General features: G+C 57.8%; 25 protein-coding genes. 12 read left to right on the top strand and 13 right to left on the bottom strand.

Going from position 1 to position 23,027, the window contains the following annotated elements:
- Nucleotides 1-27 precede the first annotated feature (27 nt).
- The 9 genes from cheA (at nt 28) to GTP23_RS09465 (ending at nt 9,691) form a co-directional block, all read left to right on the top strand.
- Nucleotides 28-2,247: a chemotaxis protein CheA gene (cheA, locus tag GTP23_RS09425; protein ID WP_161034936.1), complete on the top strand. Its 2,220-nt coding sequence runs from the start codon at nt 28-30 to the stop codon at nt 2,245-2,247.
- Nucleotides 2,248-2,267: 20 nt separating this feature from the next.
- Entirely contained in the window at nt 2,268-2,756 is a 489-nt protein-coding gene (locus GTP23_RS09430; RefSeq protein WP_161034937.1) for a chemotaxis protein CheW, read from the top strand.
- A gap of 130 nt (nt 2,757-2,886) precedes the next feature.
- Nucleotides 2,887-4,623, top strand: a complete 1,737-nt coding sequence (locus GTP23_RS09435; protein WP_161034938.1) for a methyl-accepting chemotaxis protein — start codon at nt 2,887-2,889, stop codon at nt 4,621-4,623.
- A gap of 72 nt (nt 4,624-4,695) precedes the next feature.
- A complete protein-coding gene (locus tag GTP23_RS09440) occupies nt 4,696-5,565 on the top strand; it encodes a CheR family methyltransferase (protein ID WP_161034939.1) in 870 nt (289 codons plus the stop codon).
- Nucleotides 5,566-5,574: 9 nt separating this feature from the next.
- Nucleotides 5,575-6,171 (top strand): chemoreceptor glutamine deamidase CheD, encoded by a 597-nt coding sequence (cheD, locus tag GTP23_RS09445; protein WP_161034940.1) that lies wholly within the window; start codon nt 5,575-5,577, stop codon nt 6,169-6,171.
- Nucleotides 6,172-6,212: 41 nt separating this feature from the next.
- On the top strand, nt 6,213-7,283 hold the full coding sequence (locus tag GTP23_RS09450; RefSeq protein WP_161034941.1) for a protein-glutamate methylesterase/protein-glutamine glutaminase: 1,071 nt from the start codon (nt 6,213-6,215) through the stop codon (nt 7,281-7,283).
- A gap of 123 nt (nt 7,284-7,406) precedes the next feature.
- The gene (gene cheY / locus GTP23_RS09455) at nt 7,407-7,796 is read left to right on the top strand and encodes a chemotaxis response regulator CheY (RefSeq protein ID WP_008450066.1); all 390 of its coding nucleotides are present in this window, start codon (nt 7,407-7,409) and stop codon (nt 7,794-7,796) included.
- Nucleotides 7,797-7,798: 2 nt separating this feature from the next.
- Nucleotides 7,799-8,443, top strand: a complete 645-nt coding sequence (gene cheZ / locus GTP23_RS09460) for a protein phosphatase CheZ (RefSeq protein WP_161034942.1) — start codon at nt 7,799-7,801, stop codon at nt 8,441-8,443.
- 48 nt (nt 8,444-8,491) lie between these two features.
- Complete coding sequence (locus GTP23_RS09465; RefSeq protein WP_161034943.1) at nt 8,492-9,691, top strand: EAL and HDOD domain-containing protein; 1,200 nt, start codon at nt 8,492-8,494, stop codon at nt 9,689-9,691.
- 417 nt (nt 9,692-10,108) lie between these two features.
- Here the strand turns inward: GTP23_RS09465 and GTP23_RS09470 are convergent, their stop codons facing one another.
- The 10 genes from GTP23_RS09470 to GTP23_RS09515 form a co-directional block, all read right to left on the bottom strand.
- A complete protein-coding gene (locus tag GTP23_RS09470) occupies nt 10,109-10,534 on the bottom strand; it encodes a hypothetical protein (protein WP_161034944.1) in 426 nt (141 codons plus the stop codon).
- Between the two features lie 2 nt (nt 10,535-10,536).
- A complete protein-coding gene (locus GTP23_RS09475) occupies nt 10,537-11,340 on the bottom strand; it encodes a hypothetical protein (protein ID WP_161034945.1) in 804 nt (267 codons plus the stop codon).
- Between the two features lie 343 nt (nt 11,341-11,683).
- Complete coding sequence (locus GTP23_RS09480; protein WP_202412112.1) at nt 11,684-12,535, bottom strand: DUF4262 domain-containing protein; 852 nt, start codon at nt 12,533-12,535, stop codon at nt 11,684-11,686.
- Nucleotides 12,507-12,848, bottom strand: a complete 342-nt coding sequence (locus GTP23_RS09485) for a hypothetical protein (RefSeq protein WP_161034946.1) — start codon at nt 12,846-12,848, stop codon at nt 12,507-12,509. Before GTP23_RS09485 ends, GTP23_RS09480 begins: the two co-directional genes overlap by 29 nt.
- Nucleotides 12,849-12,941: 93 nt before the next feature.
- Nucleotides 12,942-13,481: a hypothetical protein gene (locus GTP23_RS09490; RefSeq protein ID WP_161034947.1), complete on the bottom strand. Its 540-nt coding sequence runs from the start codon at nt 13,479-13,481 to the stop codon at nt 12,942-12,944.
- A gap of 55 nt (nt 13,482-13,536) precedes the next feature.
- On the bottom strand, nt 13,537-13,902 hold the full coding sequence (locus tag GTP23_RS09495) for a DUF5071 domain-containing protein (RefSeq protein ID WP_161034948.1): 366 nt from the start codon (nt 13,900-13,902) through the stop codon (nt 13,537-13,539).
- 47 nt (nt 13,903-13,949) lie between these two features.
- Entirely contained in the window at nt 13,950-14,273 is a 324-nt protein-coding gene (locus tag GTP23_RS09500; RefSeq protein ID WP_503826612.1) for a MafI2 family immunity protein, read from the bottom strand.
- 351 nt (nt 14,274-14,624) lie between these two features.
- Entirely contained in the window at nt 14,625-15,464 is an 840-nt protein-coding gene (panC, locus tag GTP23_RS09505) for a pantoate--beta-alanine ligase (protein WP_161034950.1), read from the bottom strand.
- Between the two features lie 42 nt (nt 15,465-15,506).
- The gene (locus tag GTP23_RS09510) at nt 15,507-16,421 is read right to left on the bottom strand and encodes a segregation and condensation protein A (protein ID WP_161034951.1); all 915 of its coding nucleotides are present in this window, start codon (nt 16,419-16,421) and stop codon (nt 15,507-15,509) included.
- 40 nt (nt 16,422-16,461) lie between these two features.
- Complete coding sequence (locus GTP23_RS09515; protein ID WP_155435074.1) at nt 16,462-16,671, bottom strand: DUF3460 family protein; 210 nt, start codon at nt 16,669-16,671, stop codon at nt 16,462-16,464.
- A 145-nt stretch (nt 16,672-16,816) separates the two neighbouring features.
- Here GTP23_RS09515 and GTP23_RS09520 point away from each other — a divergent pair, with 145 nt between their 5' ends.
- The gene (locus tag GTP23_RS09520) at nt 16,817-17,716 is read left to right on the top strand and encodes a DMT family transporter (protein WP_161034952.1); all 900 of its coding nucleotides are present in this window, start codon (nt 16,817-16,819) and stop codon (nt 17,714-17,716) included.
- A 15-nt stretch (nt 17,717-17,731) separates the two neighbouring features.
- Here the strand turns inward: GTP23_RS09520 and GTP23_RS09525 are convergent, their stop codons facing one another.
- Complete coding sequence (locus tag GTP23_RS09525) at nt 17,732-18,634, bottom strand: LysR family transcriptional regulator (RefSeq protein WP_161034953.1); 903 nt, start codon at nt 18,632-18,634, stop codon at nt 17,732-17,734.
- 121 nt (nt 18,635-18,755) lie between these two features.
- On the opposite strand from GTP23_RS09525, the gene GTP23_RS09530 reads away from it, so the two are divergent.
- Together GTP23_RS09530 and GTP23_RS09535 are read left to right on the top strand one after the other, a co-directional pair.
- The gene (locus GTP23_RS09530; RefSeq protein WP_161034954.1) at nt 18,756-19,379 is read left to right on the top strand and encodes a glutathione S-transferase family protein; all 624 of its coding nucleotides are present in this window, start codon (nt 18,756-18,758) and stop codon (nt 19,377-19,379) included.
- Between the two features lie 2 nt (nt 19,380-19,381).
- Complete coding sequence (locus tag GTP23_RS09535) at nt 19,382-20,320, top strand: pyridoxamine 5'-phosphate oxidase family protein (protein WP_161034955.1); 939 nt, start codon at nt 19,382-19,384, stop codon at nt 20,318-20,320.
- Here the strand turns inward: GTP23_RS09535 and GTP23_RS09540 are convergent.
- On the bottom strand, nt 20,317-20,796 hold the full coding sequence (locus tag GTP23_RS09540) for a GNAT family N-acetyltransferase (protein ID WP_161034956.1): 480 nt from the start codon (nt 20,794-20,796) through the stop codon (nt 20,317-20,319). The two genes, GTP23_RS09535 and GTP23_RS09540, sit on opposite strands and share 4 nt — an antisense overlap.
- A 21-nt stretch (nt 20,797-20,817) precedes the next feature.
- Entirely contained in the window at nt 20,818-22,983 is a 2,166-nt protein-coding gene (gene metG / locus GTP23_RS09545; RefSeq protein WP_229256030.1) for a methionine--tRNA ligase, read from the bottom strand.
- Nucleotides 22,984-23,027 lie beyond the last annotated feature (44 nt).

Genomic DNA, 23,027 nt, shown 5'->3' on the forward strand with positions numbered 1-23,027 from the left:
GCTGAGTGTAACCAAGGGAGTATCACCATGACCATCGATATTAGCCAGTTCTTCCAGGTCTTCTTCGATGAAGCCGAAGAATTGCTGGCTGAAATGGAACGGCTGTTGCTGGCCGTCGATGTCGACCATCCGGACCCGGAAGACCTGAATGCGGTGTTCCGGACCGCCCACTCCGTCAAGGGTGGCGCGTCGACCTTCGGCATCACCGACATGACCGAAGTGACCCATATTCTGGAAACCCTGCTGGACCGTGTGCGCAAGGGCGAAATGCCGCTGACGGCCGAACATGTGGATGCCTTCCTGGCGGCCAAGGATATTCTGAAGATGCAGCTCGATGGCCACCGCCATGGCAGCAGCGTGGATCAGGATGCCGTGGGCAATGTGCGCATGATGCTGCAGTCGCTGGCGCAGGATGTGCCGGTGACGGCCATGGCGCCCATCGCGCCGTCCTTCCATACGGCGGAAACGCATGCAGTGGACCACAGCGGCGGCAAACGCTACCGGCTGGAGCTGCCCGCCATGGCGCACCGCGAAGTGCAGGCACTCGGTGCCGAGCTGGGCCTGATGGGCCATGTGTCGATCACGCCGCTCGATAAAGACCGCAACGCCATGCTGGTCACCACCCATGAAAGCCTGGACGACCTGATCGCCATCTGCTCCTTCGTGCTCAATCCCGACGACATGAAGGTGACGGAGCTGCCGCCGCTCGACGAGGCCCAGTCCAGACTGGAAGGGGCTGAACGCGCCAAGGTGGAAAATGCACTGGGCTATGGTTTCTTCGATAGCACGGAACTGCAGCCGCAGGGCGCTGCCGGCGCCGCCGCCAAGGATGGCGAAGGCTATGGCTTCTTCCAGCCGCTGGACGAAATCCGCGCAAATGCGGAAGCCAGCAGCGAAGATGCGCGTGGCTACGGTTTCTTCCAGCCCGTCGAACAGATCCGCGCCAATGCCGGCATCGTCGATAGCGGCCCGACGCCGCAGCAGATCGCCGAAGAAGAAAAGAAAGCCGCTGCCAAGAAGGACGAGAAAGCCCATCCCGTGCCCCATGGTGCGGGCGCCGAATCGTCCTCGATCCGCGTGTCGATCGAAAAAGTCGACCAGCTGATCAATCTGGTGGGCGAACTGGTGATCACCCAGGCCATGATAGAGCAGCGCGTCGGCATCCTCGACCCGATGAAGCACGAGCGCCTGCTCAATGGCGTGAGCCAGCTGACGCGCAACACGCGCGATCTGCAGGAAGCCGTGATGTCGATCCGCATGATGCCGATGGACTTCGTGTTCTCGCGCTTCCCGCGCATGGTGCGCGATCTCGCGGCCAAGCTGGGCAAGAAAGTCGACTTCATCACCAACGGTGCGGCCACGGAACTCGATAAAGGCCTGATCGAACGCATCGTCGATCCGCTGACTCACCTGGTACGTAACTCGATCGACCACGGCATCGAAATGCCGGCCGTGCGGCGCGCTGCCGGCAAGAGCGATGCGGGCCGGCTGTTCCTGTCCGCAGCCCATCAGGGCGGCAACATCATCATCGAAGTATCGGATGACGGTGGCGGTTTGAACCGCGAGAAGATTCTGGCCAAGGCCGAGCAGAACGGTGTGCCGCTGAGCGAGAACATGAGCGATGCCGATGTCTGGCAGCTGATCTTCGCGCCCGGCTTCTCCACTGCCGAGCAGGTTACCGACGTATCGGGCCGCGGCGTGGGCATGGACGTGGTGAAACGTAATATCAGCGCCATGGGCGGGGTGGTGGACATCCGTTCGGCCCGCGGTTTCGGCACCACCATCTCGATTTCGCTGCCGCTGACGCTGGCGATACTGGACGGCATGTCGATCCGGGTGGGCGAGGAAGTCTATATCCTGCCGCTGGGCTTCGTGGTGGAATCGCTGCAGCCGGTGCCGGAAGACGTCAAGGAAATCAGTGGCAAGGGCCGTGTCATCAAGGTGCGCGGCGAGTACCTGCCGCTGGTGCCGCTGTACCAGATGTTCGACATCACGCCGCGGTTTACCGATCCTTGCCAGGGCATCGTCGTCATCATCGAAACGGAAGGCCGCAAAGCCTGTCTGTTCATCGATGAGCTGGTAGGCCAGCAGCAGGTAGTGGTGAAGAATCTGGAATCGAATTATCGCAAGGTCGCGGGCATATCGGGCGCCACCATCCTCGGCGATGGCGGTGTGGCACTGATTCTCGATGTGGCAGCGCTGATCCGCTCGTCGCGCCAGCTGGCCGATGAACAGATTTTTAGCTAACTCTCGTCAAGGACTTCGACATGGCAGACATACTGAGCAATGCAGCAGAGGAGATCGCCGGACACGAGTATCTGGCCTTCACGCTGGGGAAAGAAGAATACGGCATCGATATTCTGAAGGTGCAGGAAATCCGTGGCTATGAAGCGGTCACGCGGATCGCCAACGCGCCGGAATTCATCAAGGGCGTGATCAATCTGCGCGGCATCATCATCCCTGTGGTTGACATGCGGATCAAGTTTCAACTTGGCGAACCCGTGTATGACCAGTTCACTGTGGTAATTATCCTCAACATCAGTGGACGGGTAGTGGGCATGGTGGTGGACTCGGTCTCCGACGTTACCACGCTCACGCCCGAGCAGGTCAAGCCGGCGCCAGAGATGGGCACAGCCTTCAGCAGCGAGTATATGGTTGGACTGGGCACCATTGATGAGCGTATGCTGATATTGGTAAACATCGACAAGTTAATGGCTAGTGAAGAAATGGGATTAATGGAACAGCTGGCGGCCTAAACCGCGCCGTCACTGCTGTTCGTGAGTACACCAAGCGCCCAAAAGAGTGCGCCGCAAAGGTTTCATAATTAGGGGAGGCACCGGTCATGCACTGCGGCCTGCCTGCATAGATAGCTAGGGGAGAAACAAGATGAATTTACGCGATTTCAAGATAGGTGCACGGCTGCGTCTGGGCTTCGGTGCCATATTGCTGATACTGGTAGCCATGGTCCTGATGACCAACTACCTGAACTACAGTAATAAGAGCAAGCTGACCAAGGGGCTGGAACTGAGCACCAGCAAGAACCTGCTGGCCGGCGCGATGAAAAGTGCGATGCTGGAAACCGGGATTGCCATGCGTAATATCGGTCTGCAATCGGACGTCAGCCTGATGCAGAAAGAAGAACAGAAGGTGAAAGACCAGCGCGCCCGCTACGAAAAAGCGGTGAGCGATCTGAAAGCCCTGGGTCTGAATGACGCGGAAAAGAAAACCCTGTCCGAAATTGCTGCGCTCGACGCCGACGTGGACAAGGCGTTCAAGGAAGCCATCGGCCAGGTGCTGGCCTTTAACAGCGAAGGCGCGGCCAAAGTGATTTCGGGCCGTATCGATCCGCTCAACCAGCAGACTCTGAGCCAGATCAATAAACTGGTGGAGATGCAGCAGGCCAATGCGGCTGAAGTGATGGCCGGTTCCGTGACGGCCGACCGTGGCCTGATGATACTGCTGTTCGTGATCGGCGGTGCGGCCGTGGCCCTGGGGGTGTTCTGTGCTGCCATCACCACCCGTTCGATTACCGTGCCGCTGGCTGGTGCCGTAGCCGTAGCACAGAAGGTGGCAGCCGGTGAGCTGACCTCGCACGTACATGTCGAAGGCCATGACGAAACCAGCGAACTGCTGCAGGCTCTGAAAGACATGAACGAAAGCCTGGCCAAGACGGTGGGCGATGTGCGTACCGGTACCGAGCTGATCTCGACGGCTTCGCAGGAAATCGCTTCCGGTAATGCCGACCTGTCGGCCCGTACCGAAGCCCAGGCCAGCTCGCTGGAAGAAACCGCTTCCTCGATGGAAGAGCTGACCAGCACCGTGAAACAGAATGCCGACAATGCCCGTCAGGCCAACCAGCTGGCCGTGACCGCTTCCTCGGTTGCGGAAAAAGGCGGTCAGGTGGTGTCGCAGGTGGTGGATACCATGGGTTCCATCAAGGCATCCTCGAGTAAGATCGTGGACATTATCGGCGTGATCGACGGCATCGCTTTTCAGACCAATATTCTGGCGCTGAATGCCGCGGTGGAAGCAGCGCGTGCCGGTGAACAGGGCCGCGGCTTCGCCGTGGTAGCCTCGGAAGTGCGTAATCTGGCCCAGCGTTCCGCTGGCGCTGCCAAGGAAATCAAGGAACTGATCAGCGACTCGGTAGAGAAAGTCGATGCCGGCAGCAAGCTGGTGGACGAAGCTGGCCAGACCATGGATCTGGTGGTGACCTCGATCCGTCAGGTGGCCGACATCATGGGCGAAATCACGGCCGCAACCCAGGAACAGAGCAACGGCATCGAAGAAGTCAACCAGGCCATCACCCAGATGGACGAAATGACCCAGCAAAATGCTGCGCTGGTGGAAGAGGCTGCTGCCGCTGCCGAAAGCATGGAAGAACAGGCCCAGATGCTGGCCCAGGCGGTCAGCATCTTCAAGCTGTCGTACGACCAGGACGCGCGTCGTCCGGCCGCCCGCGTGCTGCCACGTCCGGCCGCTGCACCTGCACCCGCACCGGCCCCGGCTCCTGCGCCTGCCGTCGCAGCACCACGTCCTGCTGCCGCGCCTGCGCGCGCCGCCGCACCGAAGAAACTCAGCACCCCGGCTGCAACCTCGAGCGACGAGTGGGAAGAGTTTTAAGCACTAAGGCCGCACGCCCACCGGCGTGCGGCTGGCACGGCATCTTCGCGACAGAGTTAAGGATTTAAGAATATGCCGCATACCAAAGGCAGCAAAGAATTTGAATTTCACGCCAAGGACTTCGAGCGTGTACGCGGGCTGATCTACAAGCGCGCCGGCATCTCGCTGGCCGACAGCAAGCAGGAAATGGTGTACAGCCGGCTGGCGCGCCGCCTGCGCGCGACCGGCATCGAATCGTTCGGCAAATACCTCGACGATCTGGAAGCAGGGCGGCTGGGGGAGGACGAATGGGAAGCCTTCACCAATGCGCTGACCACCAACCTGACTTCGTTCTTCCGCGAAGCGCATCACTTCCCCCTGCTGGCAGAACATGTGCGCAACAAGCGCGAGACCATCAATATCTGGTGCTCGGCCAGTTCCACCGGCGAAGAGCCGTATTCGATCGCCATGACCGTGTGCGAGGCATTCAATACGCTCACGCCCAATTGCAACATCATCGCCACCGATATCGACACCAATGTGCTGGCCCATGCCGCCAACGGCGTCTATACCATGGACAGGCTGGACAAGATGGCGCCGGAACGGGCGCGCCGTTTCTTCTTGCGTGGCAAGGGCGACAAGGCCGGCTATGCCCGCGTGCGGCCGGAACTGCGTAATCTGATCACCTTCAAGCAGCTCAACCTGCTGGCTGAAAGCTGGCCCATCAGCGGCCAGTTCGATGTGATTTTCTGCCGTAACGTGATGATTTATTTTGACAAGGCGACCCAGCGCAAGATCCTGTCCCGCTTTGTACCGCTGATGAAACCGGATGCGCTGCTATTTGCCGGCCATTCGGAGAATTTCCTGTACGTGTCCGATGCGCTCAAGCTGCGCGGCAAGACCGTGTATGAACTGGATGATCAGCATCGTGGCGCGGCGCAAAAAACCGCTGCCCGGCTGTGAGAGGAAATCATGGACCTCGAACAATTTGCCACCAACGTTTATTACGATCGCACTTTCGACTGTCAGGCCGCCAAAATCCTGCCGGGCGAGTATTATTACACCAACAAGGATATGCTGATTGTGACGGTGCTGGGTTCCTGCGTTTCGGCCTGCATCCGCGACCGCGTGACGGGGCTGGGTGGCATGAACCACTTCATGCTGCCCGATGGCGGTGAGCCGAACAGCCCAGTATCGGCCTCGGCCCGCTACGGCACGTATGCGATGGAGGTGCTGATCAATGATTTGCTGAAAGCCGGCGCCCGGCGCGAAAATCTGGAAGCCAAGTGCTTCGGTGGCGGCGCCGTACTCAAAGGTTTTACGGCGATCAATGTGGGCGAACGCAACGCCGCCTTTGTGCTGAATTTCCTCAAGGTGGAGAAAATCCGTGTCGTGGCGGAAGACCTCAACGATGTGCACCCGCGCAAGGTGTATTTCTTCCCCCGCACGGGTAAGGTATTGGTCAAGAAACTGATGCAGACTCATAACGATACGCTGGTTAAACGCGAAATCGAGTACGCTAGCCGCCTCAAAGTGGCGCCAGTGGCTGGTGAGATCGATCTGTTCTGATCTGTGGAACAAGGGCCTTTTTGCCCGGAAAGTAGTATGGAATGAAGACCAAAGTATTAATCGTAGACGACTCGGCGCTGATCCGTAGCGTCATGAGCGAGATCATCAACAGCCAGCCCGATATGCAGGTGGTGGCCACGGCGCCGGACCCGCTGGTGGCGCGCGAGCTGATCAAGCAAACCAATCCCGATGTGCTGACGCTGGACGTGGAAATGCCCAAGATGGATGGGCTGGATTTCCTTGAAAAGCTGATGCGTCTGCGCCCCATGCCGGTGGTGATGGTGTCCTCGCTGACCGAGCGCGGTTCCGAGATCACCATGCGTGCGCTGGAACTGGGCGCGGTCGATTTCGTCACCAAGCCCAAGATTTCGATCCAGGCCGGCATGCGCGAATACACCGACCTGATTACCGACAAGATCCGGGCTGCCGCCAAGGCGCGCGTGCGCGCCCGCACGCTGCCGACGGCCGGCAGTGAAGCCCATGGCCAGCTGCCGCAGCTGCGCAATCCGCTGACCTCGTCGGAAAAGCTGATCATCATCGGCGCTTCCACGGGCGGTACGGAAGCCATCCGCGAATTCCTCATGCAGATGCCGTCGGACTGCCCCGGCATCCTGATTACCCAGCACATGCCGGAAGGCTTTACCCGCTCGTTTGCCCAGCGGCTCGATTCGCTGTGCAAGATTTCGGTGCAGGAGGCGGCCGGTAACGAACGTATTCTGCCCGGCCACGCCTATATCGCGCCGGGCCATTCCCACCTGTATCTGGCCCGTAGCGGCGCCAACTACATGACCCGCATCGATCAGGCCGACCCCGTCAACCGTCACCGCCCGTCGGTGGATGTGCTGTTCCGCTCGGCGGCCCAGCATGCCGGTAAGAATGCCGTAGGTGTGATCCTGACGGGCATGGGCAAGGATGGTGCCGCCGGGATGCTGGAAATGAGGCAGGCCGGGGCGCATAATTTTGCCCAGGATGAAGCAAGTTGCGTGGTATTCGGCATGCCGCGCGAGGCCATCGCCATCGGCGCCGCCCATGAAGTAGGGGCGCTGTCGGCCCTGCCGGGCATGGTGCTGGGCCATCTGGCCGCGCACGGAATGCGCGCATTGCGCGTATAAAATGTCAAGTGTGACGTTTTAGTGCGACTTTGTTCGCCTTCAGGCAACGAAAATGCTATCCTACAACTTGCTGGCAATTGCAGACACTATTAACAACCGCGTAGAGAAACAACGGAGTAATTCATGGCTGATCCAAAGATGAAATTTTTAGTCGTAGACGATTTTTCGACGATGCGCCGCATCGTCCGGAATCTGTTGAAAGAACTGGGTTATGCCAATGTCGACGAAGCCGAAGATGGTGTAATGGCGCTGGCCAAACTGCGCGCTGAATCGTTCGATTTCGTCGTGTCGGACTGGAACATGCCTAACATGGACGGTCTGACCATGCTGCAAAACATCCGTGCCGATCCCGCTCTGGCCAAATTGCCCGTGCTGATGGTGACCGCGGAAGCCAAGAAGGAAAACATCATTGCCGCCGCACAAGCTGGCGCCAATGGCTACGTAGTGAAGCCGTTCACGGCAGCTACGCTGGATGAAAAACTGAACAAGATCTTCGAGAAACTCGGAGCTTGAGGATGGTGGAGCAGCACAGCGGCGCCGGTGCAATGGTGCCGAATGAGGAGTTTCTGTCGCGTATAGGCCACATGACCCGCACACTGCATGATAGTTTGCGTGGTCTGGGGCTGGATAAACTGATCGAGAAGGCCGCTTCCGACATACCGGATGCACGTGACCGGCTCGATTATGTGGCGCGACTGAGTGAAAATGCAGCACAGAAGGTGTTGAACGCGACGGATGCGGCCAGCCCTTTGCAGGACCAGATAGGCGGCGACGCCCGTACGCTGAAGGCAGAATGGCATGGTTTGCTGGCTGCCGGCGAGCAGGCCGATAACGCGGCATGGCGGGCGCTGGCGGAACAGACGATAGCGGCACTGGATCAGGCCGCAACGGGTACCAGCCAGACCAAAGCCCATCTGATGGATATCATGATGGCGCAGGATTTTCAGGATCTGACGGGGCAGGTGATCAAAAAGGTCACGGCCATCGCCCAGAATCTGGAGCAGCAGCTGGTACAGATGCTGGTGGATTTTGCGCCGGACCAGATGAAAAAGGAGCTCGATAACGGTTTGCTCAACGGACCGCAGATCGACCCGACGCGCGAAAATGTGGTGGCCGATCAAGGGCAGGTGGATGACCTGCTCGACAGTCTCGGTTTCTGACCAGTTCCGGCCCGCCCAGTGCGGGCCTCTCTCATTGGGCCCTACAGCATGCATCAGACTGATTTCCTAGTGCGTGAACCGCTGCTCGATGCGCAACAGCGCGTGCTCGGTTACGAGCTGTGCTGGTCGGCCGCTGCGGCCACGCCAGCCGAGCAGGAGCTGCTGCTGGCTTTTGTGGCCGAGCAGTTGGTCAGTCCTGACGGCGACTGGCTGCTGCGCGACAAGGCGCTGTTCCTTGAAGCCGTGCCGTCCATGCTGTCGGCCGATGCCTTGCACCAGCTGCCGCCGCAGCATACGGTGCTGGCCCTGAAAGCGCCCACGCTATCCCATCCCGATACCATGGCGGCCGTGCAGGCCCTGCGCGCGGGCGGCGTGGGCATCCTGCTGCGCGATGCCGACCTGCTGCGCATCGGCAATCGCCTGCCTACCATTGCCAGCTATGTGGAAGTGCGTTTTTCCGGCGCCGACGTAGCCGATCAGGCGCGTAATTACGCGGCGTTGCGGCATGCTGCCGTGGGCATGGTGGCGCGTCCGGTTTCCAGCTGGGCCGATTTCGATGCGTGTGCGCTGCTGGGGCTGAGTGCCTTTGTCGGCAAGCTGCACCTGACACCGCGCCCCAGCAATGACCAGAAGGGCCTGAATCCGGCCCAGACCATCATCATGCAGCTGATGCAGATGGTGCGCCAGAATGCCGATGTGGGCCAGATCGAAGCGCTGCTCAAGCGCGATGCCACCTTGTCCTACAAGCTGCTGCGCTTCATCAATTCGGCCGGCTTCGGTGCAGGCCGCGAAATCCAGTCGCTGCGGCAGGCACTGGCGCTGCTCGGCTATGCGCCGCTGTACCGCTGGCTGACGCTGCTGCTGGCCACGGCCAGCACCACCGGCTATTCGCCCGTGCTGCTGGAAACGGCCGTGGTGCGTGGCCGGCTGGCCGAACTGCTGGCCCAGCAGGCGCTGGGCAAGAGCGAAGCGGAGCAGGTGTTTGTGGCGGGCATGTTCTCGCTGCTGGACCGGCTGCTGGGCATCAGCATGGACGAGGTGCTGGCGAATATCCAGCTGCCGGAAGACGTGGTCACGGCCTTGCGCAACCGCGACGGCAAGTACGGCCCGTATCTGGCACTGGCCGAAGCCTGCGAACTCAATTCGAATCTGGTGTCCTCGATGGCGGCAGCGCTCAGGCTGACGCCGCTCGACGTGAACACGGCCCATCTGGCTGCGCTGGCCTGGGCACAGAATGTGGCGGCCTAAAGAAGGTGCGCGTGCTGTATCGGCTGCCTTTTCTGGGGAAAACTGAATAGTCTCCGTAGCTCAACGCCAGTTACGTATCCTTGCGAGACACTAGCCAGTGATTCTACTCCGGACCGGAGCATCCATTCTGCCTCAATGCAGATATCAGAAGTTATCAAGTGAATTGGGAATGGTGCCGCGTAAATGAGCGTCGGCTTCCACCCCGTTGCGGACCTTCTCTTAACATTGCATGTTAGCCGGAGGAGCACACTCCGTTTCTGCTTGAAACTCTTACTTAACCAGAAGATTAAAAATGAACACTATGTGGTCAGCTTCAATACTCAGCTTTTTCGATTAGAACATTGATTGAATGCTGGAGCTAAACATGAGCATTCATTGACCCAAGATAAGATAACCGCAAGCTAGACTGAACCTAACTTATACTGTTAGCGCAGCTAAATTTTGTGGCAAAGGGCCGCCCAGAAACAATCCACTTTCGGTTACACCTATTCCCACTGGAAAACCGGAAATCATAGCAGAACGAATGTTGCTATTTCCCACACGAATGTGGTCCCCGTAAACTTCACAATCAGGCAAAACTCCTGAAATATCCTTAAAAACACCTCTTGGAGCCGAAAAGAAAAAAGATTCAGCTAAGTCTTTGAAAATAACGACACCATCCTCTCGCTCAGTATAGTCAATATTTGGCGCAGGAATGTTTTTAACAATTTCAATTCGTGCAACAACACCGGACAAGTCTATCACGGAAAATTCACCACCCGGGTGGCCGATTACTGCACGACTTCCCCATAACAGGGGAACTTGGACTTGTCTAAAAATTTGACCTCCGAATGACACATTCATCTTCAATCTCCAATAAGATGGCGTAGCTCAGAAAGCGCGACATCAGGGCGCTCACTCATTAGATTTTGCAAAATTGCCTCTGCGCCGCGCTCATTTTCTTCTGCATAAAAAACGTGTTTTTTATTATTTAAGGACAATACCAAGGGTTTGCCTCCCAACAGAGACATAACTCCCTGGATCGGTTTATCATTTCCAGTTATAAAAATGTCGAAGCTTTTATCTACTACTCCATCAACATTTCTTCTATTTTTAACATTATCGATACTTGAAATATCACTATCTGAGATACTCAAGTTGTTGGCCTTAAATTGTTTGGAAAACGTAAGCAATTCATTGATTAATGTTTGAATATGCGCAGGGCGCTCTCCAAGCCGCTGATCAAGGTCCTCTGGGGAAGATGCAATACTAATTCTTGCATTTCGTCCTTCGTCTGAAGCGGCGCCATTCTTAAAAATTTGATCATGCGAAACAATCACGATACTATTTTTCGTTGTTACCGAATATCTTAAAATTCGACACCATATTAGCCTATCCCTCATTTCCTCATGCTCTGGATTTTTCGGATGTGGTGGAAGGCGATAGGAGGTTCTACGCTCAGCCTCACAATAATCTTCAATCTCAGGCTCAAGAACATCGTAGTTTTTTATTGATGCCTTCAATACATCACAAATATCTACCTTCGCAGGTAACTGTGGCAATTCAGCAGAGATCGTGTAACCCGAGTCTTGCAATAACTGCGCTGCATTAACTAGTGAAGAGTGGCGTTTCTTTGCCTCATCTTCGAGCCATGCGTTCATTTCAATCATGACTGTTTTTGGGAAAAGAAAAAGATCACCCCTGTCGAAGGAAGAATTAACCTGGCCCTGCAATCGAGCAGGCAATTTTCCGGAAAGAAATTCTGAGCAACCGAGGCCACGAAGATAATTTGTGTCAAATACAAATGTTATTGGCATAAGCAACAACCTACTGAGCAAAAAGGAAGGTTAGAACCAACAAAGTTAGTCATTAAGTAGACTATTAACGCAGAAAGCGCAAATGTTACAAAAATCAGCATAAATCTTTTCAATAAATTCCTATAGTCATCGGCAGCTTTTGGCCGAATCCGGCCGCCATCTCAGACCTTATTAGCGCCAATCGTCGGGGCACACATTATGCGAGTAGAGGCTGCCACTTCTTGAACCATTCACTTGCTTCTGACTCCCATGGGAATGCCCCTGTAGTGCTAGGAAAAATTATCTGATATGCCTTGAAGCCATCCTTCCCATATAACCATGTAGCCCAGCCCATGTATTCTCGTAAATTTGCAGATGAAACCTCGCCTATCAGGCACTCAAAGTCACCACCGAGGAGTCCTGCGACACTCGTTCCCGGTGTAACCTGAATGCCAGACTTCATTTGGCTGTAGCACTCGTTAATAGCAGCCTGGGCTACTTCATATTTCAGTCCAATGACAATTAGTTCCGGCAAGCCAAGCGACCTACCGATGCCGATGGAATAGGAGAAAGGCGGTAGTTCGTCAGACTCGCTTACGCTTATAACGTGAAGCCCGTAGCTCTCGATATCAGAAAGTGCTTTTTGCTCCTGTTCGTCCTCTTCCGGCAAATCTTCCCATCGTTCCCATGGAGCCCCCACGGCACTTCGATATGCCCCCCAACCACGTGGGAGGTCACTGATTTCCGCCAAGGTGGCGTCACGCTCGTAAATACAACCTAAGCAGAGAAGAACACATTCAGACGGAGTTTCAGTCGTTGCATCCAAAAACTGCCAATCACCATCACAATCGTGCGAAACTTGGAGAACAGGAAATCTAAGGTGCGCGACTTTCGAGGTGCAGTATGTAGCCGTATTCACTGCATCCGAAAAGGGCCAGACCTTAAAGTCATGAGTATGATTGGGCATCAGAATATTTCTTAAATTTTTAAAAGGAAGAATCCCTGAATGGCCGTTGATGGCCGATACGCGTCGGCGTAAATTAATTGTTGAGGCGATAGATGTCTTCAACCTCGCCCGAAGATAGCTTTTTAAGGCTATCCTCTATTTCTTGCAATCTAGAAGATGTAGGGAAGTGTAAGGTGATTACTTCACCGCCTTGTCGTTCGACTCTAGTCCGGTAATCGAAAGGCAAGTTGCAGTCATCTCCGAGATAGTCCTCAATGAAGTCAGCCAACTCATAATCGTCCACAACGACGACGACATGCTCATCATTGTGCATCCCAATTTGGATATAGGGCAAAACCTGTTTCATGTTTTCTTCACCCCTGATGCTGACCGGCGGCTCCTGGCCGAACGCGGGCAGCAATACTGCCGTCATCATAGCGACTCGAAGGAGCGCAATGCTCTCTAATTGTCACGAGCTCAATTCTCCCCGTTGCGAACCTTCACACGATTTTATTTAGTCCAGAGTAGCCTAAATATTTGATGGTGTATCGTGAATGGACTGATAAATCGATTGGAAAGAAATGTCGTACTCCTTGAAAATTTCCTCCCACGCATCGATAACCAATCGGGAAAATTGGCTTGATTCTTGCGGCGGACGACCATCGATGACCACTGAGAGTTCAATCGTTTCGCGTGGTTCGGAAGTAAACAATCGACCATTAGCATCCTCGAATACATCAAGCACGGATGACCTCGATACTACTGCCCCTTTGGCTACCAAGTTACGTTTTTCTTCCAACTCAAAGTGCTTATTTGCGTTGGCAATATCTCGACAAGCAGCCAGTTCTTGGAATTCATTGCATCGGTCGTGAAAATTCTGCTTGTTCGTTAATCCTTCCGATTTAATAACCCAATCGCGAATAGAGTGGGCGGTGACGCAAAAATTGAAAAAGTGGTCGCACATTGACTCTTTTTGCGAACTGGTCGCGGCATCAAAAAGTCTTGCCGCCTCACGCTCCAATTTTTTAAGCATGTCGCCTGGAGCGACATAATGAAATCGCAGAGACATGGCACTTCCTTTTCGAGTGTTGTTGGTAGCTGCTAGTGGCCGATACGCGATGCGGTCATGCTGATTCCAAGAGTTTCGCCACAAATTGCTCTAGCCCCTCCGAGCGCTCGCCTACCGTTGGCGCATGTACGATACGCTCGAGTTCTGGGCGAAGAAGTGCAATCAATTCTGACGACTTTGCGACCACGCCGACAACTACACTCCATTTCCAGGTGTCATCGTTCGAGGCGAATATCTGACGAATCTCAGGAACGACGTTGCTCCCTGCACTTGCAAGAAACGGAGCCAATATTTTTGCGACCGGCCAATTAATGTCCTGCACCCATTCAAGTAACTCAGGGGCCGCAGCGCCCCCCGCAGCGACGATAGCTTCGGCGGCGCGGGTATCGGATTTATCAGTTAACTTCGTAGAATTTGGCATAACAGTATTGGGCTAAATCAGGAACTTCCGCTTCTGGCCGAACACGGTCAGGTTCGGTCAACCCATGGGTCTTCGCAACGAACATAGACAACTATTGGAAGATGGTGCATCGGCTCCGGTTCAGGCGCAACAATAAATTCTTCGTTAATGCGTACAATCTGCCCTAAAGGATATTCGGCATGGATCTCCGTCAAAGCACAGTTTAGCGCTTCTGCTGCAGATTCTGGCAATGTGCCATCGGTGTAAACACGAAATCCAATTTCACGACCTGAAGCATCCAGGCTCATCGAAATACTTCTGACGCGAGGTGTTATGTGAGTCGTAAGCGCCATTTGCGCAATCGCCCGTAATTGAAGTATTTCGGTGCTCATAATTTCGGAAATTTCATAATTGACGTCCGGCTGCTATTGGCCGAATTCTGCCGATGGCATAAAGGATAGCAGCTTGCCAATTGGTAAAGTTCACGAATTCCCACGGCAGGCGCGAATTTTCGCCATCGCTAGGCGGCTTGTTCCAAAGCTTGGAGAGGTTGTGCTCGCGAGCGTATAGGTAGAGACTACTCAGCTAACAGACTGAATCGCGATTACCGATGTGCCGCTTGGGGAGCGGGGAAGGGGGAAGTTTTGAATGAGTACAGCCGGCAGAACTGTGCGGTCGCATGAACGCGCCGGCTGTACCCCAGGTGTAGAGGCTGCGCGGCGCATTGCGCGCCGCCAATGGCCTTAGATTTCCAGATTGTCGATCAGGCGGGTGGAGCCCAGCTTGGCAGCGGCCAGCACCACCAGCGGCGCCCCCTGTGCCAGATCGCCAGCATTAGGCGGTTGCAGATCGTTGCGCTTGCGGATGGAGATGTAGTCCGGCTTCCAGCCGCGCTTGGCCAGATCGTCCATGGCGCGGTGTTCGAGCTGGAATACGTCCAGATGGCCGTTGCGCATTTCTTCGGCGACGAAGTTGAGGCTCTGGAACAGGGCCGGAGCTTCTGCCCGTTCCGCTTCCGACAGGTACATATTGCGCGAGGACAGGGCCAGGCCATCGTCGGCACGGTAGGTCTCGGCTGCCACGATTTCGGTCGGCATGGCGAACTGGCGCGCCATGTTACGGATGATCATGAGCTGCTGGTAATCCTTCTTGCCGAACACGGCCACGCGCGGCTGTACGCACGAGAACAGCTTGGTGACGACGGTGCAGACGCCGTTGAAGAAGCCCGGACGGAACTCGCCTTCCAGCGTGTTGCCCAGACCATCGGGCGGCTGTACGCGGTATTCCTGCGGCTCCGGATACAGGTCTTTCTCGGTCGGTGCGAACAGCACGTAGACGCCTTCTTTTTCCAGCTTTTCCACGTCAGCCTGGAAGGTGCGCGGGTATTTGTCGAAGTCCTCGTTCGGGCCGAACTGCAGGCGGTTGACGAAGATCGAGGCCACCACCGGGTCGCCATGCTTGCGCGCCAGACGCATCAGCGACAGATGGCCTTCATGCAGATTGCCCATGGTGGGAACGAATGCCGTACGCAACTGGCCGCTCAGCTGGTCGCGCAGTTCTTCAATCGAGGTAATGATTTTCATAACGTAGTTCTAACGTAAAAAAAGTCGGTAAGGCCGCGCCGGTCAGGCGGGCGAATAGGCCAGCCGCACATAGATCGGTGCAAACGGCTCGGCCTGGGTAATTTCCACCAGCGTTTCCTTGGCCAGCTCCAGCAGGGCCACGAAGTTGACTACCACCACGGGCACGCCGCCGGCGATGTCGAACAGGTCGGCGAACTCGACGAAGCGGCTGCTTTGCAGGCGCCGCAAGATGCCCGTCATGTGCTCGCGCACGGACAGTTCTTCGCGGCTGATCTTGTGATGCTGGACCAGCTTGGCCCGCTTCATCACATCCAGCCAGGCCTGCTGCAGATCGACGGGCGTAACGTCCGGCCAGCTGGTGACCAGGCTCTGCTCGATGAAGATCTGGGTGCGGATGAAATCGCGTCCCACTTGCGGCACGGCGTTGAGATCATAGGCGGCCAGCTTGATCTGTTCGTATTCGAGCAGACGGCGTACCAGTTCGGCACGCGGGTCGTCCATCTCGGCATCGAGTTCCGTCTGGCGCTGGGGCAGCAGCATGCGTGACTTAATTTCGATCAGCATGGCCGCCATCAGCAGATATTCTGCCGCCAGTTCCAGATTGGACAGGCGGATCTGGTCCACGTATTTCAGATATTGCAGCGTTAGCTGCGCCATCGGAATATCGAGAATATTGAAATTCTGTTTGCGGATCAGGTAGAGCAGCAAGTCCAGCGGACCCTCGAAAGCATCGAGGAAGATTTCCAGCGCGTCCGGCGGAATGTAGAGATCGTTGGGCAGCTTGAGCAGCGGTTCGCCATACAGGCGGGCGAGGGCGGCCACTTCATTCGTAACGGCGGCCGCTTCGGCCACCGCTTCAGGGCTGACGGCAAGCTCGCCGGATGCAGCCAGGCCTGCCGCCGCATCGAGGTCGGCCGCAGGCACTTGCTGCTCCAGCGTTTGGTCTGGCAACGTCATTGCTGCTCAGGTAGCGGCAGTCGCTAGGGTGGGGTAAGACTTAGACTTTGTTCTGATAAACGTAAGCCTGTTGCTTGACGGCCGAAGCCAGCTGGCGTTGCTGTTCATCGAGGGAGATCGGCGGACGGTCCCACAGCAGGGCGCGGCCTTGCTGCTGGCGCTCATCCATGCCCGGATTCTTTTCTTTCAGGGCCTTGATGAACAGGGTGTGCTCGGATTCGTACATCGAATGTTGTTTGGACAGTTTCATATAGTCTCTGTGGTTGGATCAGCAAGACGTATTTTACCGCGCCGCAGCGTCAGCGGGCGAATTTGATGAGGGCCTGACAGCGCGAAATGCATGAATCAGGTATGCTTCATGGCTGATTGTTGCATGATTTTCACGAAACTCCCTGATGACCGAGCGCCTTACTCCCCGCACCATCCTGCTGTTGACCCTGCCACCGCTGCTGTGGGCAGGAAATGCCGTCGTCGGGCGCCTGTTGCACGATATGCTGCCGCCCGTGTTGCTGAATTTTCTGCGCTGGGCCCTGGCCTTCTGCTTCCTGCTGCCGCTGGCCGGTTCCGTGTTCCGCCGTGAAACGGGGTTATGGCGCTACTGGCGCCAGTATGCGGCGCTGGGCCTGCTCGGTATCGGCATGTATAACGCCCTGCAATACATGGCACTGCAAAGCTCGACGCCCATCAACGTGACGCTGGTGGCTTCCGGCATGCCGGTGTGGATGATGCTGACGGGCTGGTTGTTCTTCGGCGTGCCTGTCAGCCGCAAGCAGGTGGCAGGCGCCGTGCTGTCGATCGCTGGCGTGGTGCTGGTGCTGGCGCGCGGCGAGTGGCGCCATGTGCTGGAACTGCGGCTGGTGGCGGGCGACTTGTTCATGATACTGGCTACCATCGCCTGGTCGCTGTATAGCTGGCTGCTGCTGCGGGTGAAAGAACCGGCCGCCATTCGTGCGAACTGGGCCAGCTTCATGCTGGCGCAGGTAGCGTTCGGCGTGCTGTGGTCGGGCGGCTTCGCGCTGGCAGAGCAGGCGGTAGGCGCCATGCCCGTGCACTGGAGCTGGGCGCTGGCGGCGGGCCTGCTGTATGTGGCGACCGGGCCGGCCATCGTTGCGTTTGGCTGCTGGGGCGCCGGTGTGCGCGCGGCCGGTCCTGCGATAGGCTCGTTCTTTGTCAACCTCACGCCGCTGTTCACGGCCGTGCTGTCGTCCGCCATCCTCGGCGAAACCCCGCATACCTACCATGCCGCAGCCTTTGCCTTGATCGTGGGCGGCATCGTGATTTCGGCGCGCCGCTAGCGCTTGCAACCTGGATCAGCGGCTGGCCGCTTTCAGGGCGTCGATCAGCACGCGCACTTTCTGCGGCAGATGGGGCGTGGCCGGATAGACAGCGTGGATTTCACTGACGGGCAGCGTCCAGTCGGGCAGCATGCGGATCAGCCGTCCGGCCGCGACATCGTCCTTCACAGAGAACTCTGTGGCGCGCAGGATGCCGTCGCCTGCCAGCGCGGCTGCGCGGGTGGCATACGCCGTATTCGAGGAAAACACCGTGTTCTGCATGTGCACGGCACTGCTGCTGCCATCGGCCGCATGCAGGGTGAACTGGGTAGGCTGGGCGATCACTGTCAGTGCGATATGGGGCAGGGCAGGCAGATCGGCCGGTGTGCGTGGCGTGCCGTGCCGCGCGAGGAAAGCGGGGCTGGCCACTAGCCAGCGGCGCAGCGGGGCTATGCGGGTGGCCATGTGGCCGGAATCATCGAGCTTGCCCAGCCTGACTGTGACGTCGATGCCTTCGGCGATCAGGTCGATGCGGTGGTCGCCGCACACCAGTTCGATCTTCAGGGCCGGATAGTCGGCCCGGAGCTGCGTCAGCACGGGCGAGAGCACCATCACGCCGTAATCGATGGGCGAGGCGACGCGCAGCGTGCCTTGCGGCGTCAATCGGCCGCTGCGTGCCTGTTCGATGGCCGTCTCGGCTGCGCGCAGCAGCTGGCGGCTGGCTTCGTAGAAACTGCGGCCCGCTTCCGTCAGGCTCAGCTTGCGGGTGGAACGGATGATCAAACCCACGCCTATCTCTGCTTCCAGCAACTGCATATGCTTGCTGACCATGGATTTGGCCAGCCCCAGCCGCTGCGCTGCGGCCGTCAGCGATCCCGCTTCGACTACGGAGACAAAGGTGGTGAGGCGGTTCAGATTGATGTTGTGCAGGTCTATCATGCAGCCATTGTACCCTCCATTGTCCACTTTAAGTGGACTCTGATTCCTGCTTTGTACGGCTTATCGCGACGACCCAGCCTGCCTATACTCGCGGTACACCCTCTTTGAATCAGGAGTTTTTATGAAGTTGTACGGCATTCCCCTTTCCGGCCACACCCACCGTGTCGAGCTGTTCCTTCAGTTGCTGCAACTGCCGCACGAATACGTGCAGGTGGATCTGGCGAACGGCGAACACAAACAGGCCGCCTTTCTGGCCAAGAACGCCTTCGGTGAAATCCCCGTGCTGGAAGATGGCGACGTAACGCTGGCCGATTCCAATGCCATTCTCGTCTATCTGGCTACGCGCTACGATGTGAGCGGCCTGTGGCTGCCGCGTGATGCCGTGGCGGCGGCGCAGGTGCAGCGCTGGCTGTCTATCGCTGCCGGCAAGATCGCTGGCGGGCCGGCTACGGCGCGTCTGGTCAATGTGTTTGGCGCCCAGCGCAATCTGGCCGCAGCCCAGACCATGGGGGCCCAGCTGTTCACCGTGATGGAACAGGAACTGCAGCAGCGCAGCTGGCTGGCCGGCGAGCACCCCACCATTGCCGACATAGCCTGCTACAGCTATATCGCCCATGCGCCGGAAGGCGGCATTTCGCTCAAGCCTTATCCTAAACTGTGCGCATGGCTGGCCGCCATCCGTGCCTTGCCCGGCTTTGTGCCTATGCCGGTGACACCAGTAGGCCTTGCTACCGAGGAGATGTAATCATGACGACCTTCCATGCGGGTGAGCTGGCCATGCAGGAGCGCGTGGGTATGCGCGAGCGCATCGCTGGTGCAGCGGAGTTCATCCGCCCCTTCATGCCGCAGCAGCACCGCGATTTCTTCGCCGGTCTGCCGTTCTTCTATCTGGCAGCGCTCGATGCTGGCGGCCAGCCTTGGGCGACGCTGCTGGCCGCGCAGGCGGGCTTCATCAGTACGCCCGATGAAGCGACACTGCAGATCGATGGTGGCCTGCTGGCCGGTGATCCGCTGGAAGGTCTGTTACAGGTGGGCGCCCATGTGGGCGGGCTGGGACTGGAGCCGACCACGCGGCGGCGCAATCGCCTCAATGGCGAGATCGTGCAGCGCGATCAGGCCAGCCTGCAGATCGCCGTAAGCCAGAGTTTCGGCAACTGCCCCAAGTATATCCAGAGCCGGCAGCACTATCCGGCACAGCGGGGCGCTGCGGCAGCGCAGGTGCTGCGTGCCACGGCGCTGAGCGCGGCCGATCGTTCGCTGATTGCCGCTGCCGATACTTATTTCATCGCCAGCGCCCATATGGCGGACGATGCGGGGCAAGGGCGCGGCGTCGATATGTCGCACCGAGGCGGGCGGCCCGGCTTTGTGCTGGTAGAAGATGAGCGCACGCTGCTGGCGCCCGAGTTTGTGGGGAACTTCTTCTTCAACACGCTGGGCAATCTGGCCAAGGATGCCAGAGCGGGCTTGCTGTTCATCGATTTCGCCAGCGGCGATCTGCTGCATCTGGCTGTCGAGGCAGAGATTATCTGGGAAGGCCCGCAGCTGCAGGCGTTCGTCGGGGCCGAGCGCCTGTTGCGCTTCCATGTGCGCGAAGTGGTGCGCAATGTCGGTGCTCTGCCTTTACGCTGGAGCGCGCCCGAGCAGGCACGCCAGCTGGAGCGCACCGGCAGCTGGCCAGTAGCCTAATTGTCCAGCAGGCGCCGCATCACCAGCGGTGGCGGCTCCAGCGGATTGGCATGGGAGTATTCGAGTTCTTCCGCCAGTTCGAATTCGAAAGCCGTGTAGAAGTCGATCAGCTGCGGCTGATCGCTGCGCACGGCTAGCCGCATTTCTTCTATGCCCACGGCCAGCCCGTGGTGGATCACGGCTTCCAGCAAGTGCTGGGAGATATTCTGGCCGCGATAATCGGGCAGCACGCCCATGCGGCAGATTTCCCACACGTCCGCATCATCATCGAGCGGCAGCCAGCGCACCGAACCTACGGGTGTTTCATCGACCAGTAAAACAAAACCGCCGCCTGAGCGCAGATGTTCCGCGACCAGTACGGCGGTTTCGCGGTGGCCGCTGGAAGTGACATTCACTTTGCCGGCCCACGCGGCGCGCGTGAGCTCGGCAATCAGAGAGGCATCGTCCAGTGTCGCTTCGCGTACCACGATGTTCATGCGCTATCCCCGGTCGCTGCCTTAGCTGATGCGCATGCCCGGCTCGGCGCCCGGCCACGGGTTGAGGATGTAGATGCCCGGCTTGGCTTTTTCATCGACGGCCGAAGCAGCCATCACCATGCCTTCGGATACGCCGAACTTCATCTTGCGCGGCGCCAGATTGGCCACCAGCACGGTGAGCTTGCCGATCAGGTCTTCGGGCTGGTACATCGATTTGATGCCCGAGAAGACGTTACGCAGACGGCCTTCGCCTGCGTCCAGCGTCAGGCGCAGCAGCTTGTCCGAGCCTTCCACGTGTTCGCAGTTGACGATCTTGGCGATACGCAGATCGACCTTGAAGAAGTCGTCCACCGAGATTTCCGGCGCGATCACTTCGATGCCCGTTTCCGTCACCTGCACGGCTGGCGCAGCCTTGGCTTTGGCTGGCTTCTCGGCTTTGGCTGCCGGCGCAGCTGCAGGGGCGGCAGCTGCCTGCGGTGCGTCGAACAGGTCTTCGATCATCTTCGGATCCACGCGCGTCATCAGGTGGGCGTAGGCGCCGATGGTGCGGCCCAGCATGGCGCTGGCAACCACGCCGCTGGCCACGTCGGTCTGGGCCCAGTCGAATTTCTCGTCGTTGAGGAACTTGGCTACGTTGGCAGCCACGCCCGGCAGCACTGGCGACAGCAGGATCGACAGCTGGCGGAACAGAATCAGCGCGGTGGTGCAGACGTCGTGCAGCTCGGCCAGTTTGCTCTCGTCTTTGGCGAGTATCCACGGCTTGTTTTCGTCCACGTACTGGTTGGCGAAGTCGGCGATCTCCATGATTTCGCGCAGGGCTTTGCCGAACTCGCGGGTTTCGAAGTTGGCGGCGATGTTGGCCTGACGCTCCACGCCGTCGGCCGTGACCAGTGCACGCTTGATCCATGCCTGTGCATTGTCGGACAGGCTGCTAGCCAGCTTGCCGTCGAATTTCTTGGCGATGAAGCCGGCGCAGCGCGAAGCGATGTTGACGTATTTACCGATCAGGTCCGAGTTCACGCGGGCCACGAAGTCTTCACCCGTGAAGTCCAGATCTTCTACTTTGGAGTTCAGCTTGAAGGCGATGTAGTAGCGCAGCCATTCCGGATTCATGCCCAGATTCAGGTAGCGCAGCGGCGAAATGCCGGTGCCGCGCGATTTGGACATTTTTTCGTTGTTGACGGTCAGGTGGCCGTGCACGGCCACGCGCATACGCTCGATCGTCGGATGGTCGGCGAACTTCAGCATGGCTGGCCAGAACAGCAGGTGGAAGGAGACGATGTCCTTGCCGATGAAGTGGATCTGTTCCGTCTGCGGATCGGCCAGCAGGGCATCAAAGTCGATGTTCTGTTTGGCGCAGTAGTTTTTCAGCGAAGCCAGATAGCCCACTGGCGCGTCCAGCCAGACGTAGAAGTATTTGCCCGGTGCGTCAGGAATCGGGATGCCGAAGTAAGGCGCGTCGCGCGAGATATCCCAGTCGGCCAGTTTTTCACCGGCTTCGCCCAGCCATTCCGACACCTTGTTGACCATCTCTGGTTGCAAACGGCCCGGCGTGTTGAGCCAGTCGCGCAGGAATTCGTAGCAGCGCTTGTCGGACAGTTTGAAGAAATACTGCTCCGAAGGCTTGAGCACGGGCGTGGCGTTGGTGAACACTGAGAACGGGTTGACCAGATCGGTAGGCTGGTAGGCTGCGCCGCACACTTCGCAGTTGTCGCCGTATTGATCCTTGGCGCCGCATTTCGGGCATTCGCCCTTGATGTTACGGTCGGCCAGGAACATGCCTTTGACGGGGTCGAAGAAGCGGTCCACCGTCTTGGTCTGGATCAGGCCCGCATCGCGCAGCTTGCGGTAGATGCCTTGCGACAGTTCCACGTTTTCCGGCGAATCGGTCGAGTACCAGTTGTCAAAAGCGATATGGAAGCCGTCCAGATACTGGGCGCGGCCCGCAGCGATCTTGGCCACGAATTCCTGAGGCGTGATGCCTTCTTTCTCTGCGGCAATCATAATCGGCGTGCCGTGGGTATCGTCGGCGCCGACAAAGTGCACCACGCGCTGGGCGTCGCCGTCGCGCTGCATTCGCTGGAACCGGACCCAGATGTCGGCCTGGATGTACTCCATCATGTGGCCAATGTGGAAAGCGGCGTTAGCGTAGGGCAGGGCAGTGGTGACGAACAGCTTGCGAGTCATGGTTGTTGCACTTTGTGGGTGGAAAAGGAGCATTTTAACAGCGG

This window comes from Duganella fentianensis (assembly GCF_009857835.1).
GTDB lineage: Bacteria > Pseudomonadota > Gammaproteobacteria > Burkholderiales > Burkholderiaceae_D > Rugamonas > Rugamonas fentianensis.

Coding starts and splice junctions, on each gene's coding strand:
- cheA (WP_161034936.1), top strand. CDS start 28: ATGACCATCGATATTAGCCAGTTCTTCCAGGTCTTCTTCGATGAAGCC.
- GTP23_RS09430 (WP_161034937.1), top strand. CDS start 2,268: ATGGCAGACATACTGAGCAATGCAGCAGAGGAGATCGCCGGACACGAG.
- GTP23_RS09435 (WP_161034938.1), top strand. CDS start 2,887: ATGAATTTACGCGATTTCAAGATAGGTGCACGGCTGCGTCTGGGCTTC.
- GTP23_RS09440 (WP_161034939.1), top strand. CDS start 4,696: ATGCCGCATACCAAAGGCAGCAAAGAATTTGAATTTCACGCCAAGGAC.
- cheD (WP_161034940.1), top strand. CDS start 5,575: ATGGACCTCGAACAATTTGCCACCAACGTTTATTACGATCGCACTTTC.
- GTP23_RS09450 (WP_161034941.1), top strand. CDS start 6,213: ATGAAGACCAAAGTATTAATCGTAGACGACTCGGCGCTGATCCGTAGC.
- cheY (WP_008450066.1), top strand. CDS start 7,407: ATGGCTGATCCAAAGATGAAATTTTTAGTCGTAGACGATTTTTCGACG.
- cheZ (WP_161034942.1), top strand. CDS start 7,799: ATGGTGGAGCAGCACAGCGGCGCCGGTGCAATGGTGCCGAATGAGGAG.
- GTP23_RS09465 (WP_161034943.1), top strand. CDS start 8,492: ATGCATCAGACTGATTTCCTAGTGCGTGAACCGCTGCTCGATGCGCAA.
- GTP23_RS09470 (WP_161034944.1), bottom strand. CDS start 10,534: ATGAATGTGTCATTCGGAGGTCAAATTTTTAGACAAGTCCAAGTTCCC.
- GTP23_RS09475 (WP_161034945.1), bottom strand. CDS start 11,340: ATGATTGAAATGAACGCATGGCTCGAAGATGAGGCAAAGAAACGCCAC.
- GTP23_RS09485 (WP_161034946.1), bottom strand. CDS start 12,848: ATGATGACGGCAGTATTGCTGCCCGCGTTCGGCCAGGAGCCGCCGGTC.
- GTP23_RS09490 (WP_161034947.1), bottom strand. CDS start 13,481: ATGTCTCTGCGATTTCATTATGTCGCTCCAGGCGACATGCTTAAAAAA.
- GTP23_RS09495 (WP_161034948.1), bottom strand. CDS start 13,902: ATGCCAAATTCTACGAAGTTAACTGATAAATCCGATACCCGCGCCGCC.
- GTP23_RS09500 (WP_503826612.1), bottom strand. CDS start 14,273: ATGAGCACCGAAATACTTCAATTACGGGCGATTGCGCAAATGGCGCTT.
- panC (WP_161034950.1), bottom strand. CDS start 15,464: ATGAAAATCATTACCTCGATTGAAGAACTGCGCGACCAGCTGAGCGGC.
- GTP23_RS09510 (WP_161034951.1), bottom strand. CDS start 16,421: ATGACGTTGCCAGACCAAACGCTGGAGCAGCAAGTGCCTGCGGCCGAC.
- GTP23_RS09515 (WP_155435074.1), bottom strand. CDS start 16,671: ATGAAACTGTCCAAACAACATTCGATGTACGAATCCGAGCACACCCTG.
- GTP23_RS09520 (WP_161034952.1), top strand. CDS start 16,817: ATGACCGAGCGCCTTACTCCCCGCACCATCCTGCTGTTGACCCTGCCA.
- GTP23_RS09525 (WP_161034953.1), bottom strand. CDS start 18,634: ATGATAGACCTGCACAACATCAATCTGAACCGCCTCACCACCTTTGTC.
- GTP23_RS09530 (WP_161034954.1), top strand. CDS start 18,756: ATGAAGTTGTACGGCATTCCCCTTTCCGGCCACACCCACCGTGTCGAG.
- GTP23_RS09535 (WP_161034955.1), top strand. CDS start 19,382: ATGACGACCTTCCATGCGGGTGAGCTGGCCATGCAGGAGCGCGTGGGT.
- GTP23_RS09540 (WP_161034956.1), bottom strand. CDS start 20,796: ATGAACATCGTGGTACGCGAAGCGACACTGGACGATGCCTCTCTGATT.
- metG (WP_229256030.1), bottom strand. CDS start 22,983: ATGACTCGCAAGCTGTTCGTCACCACTGCCCTGCCCTACGCTAACGCC.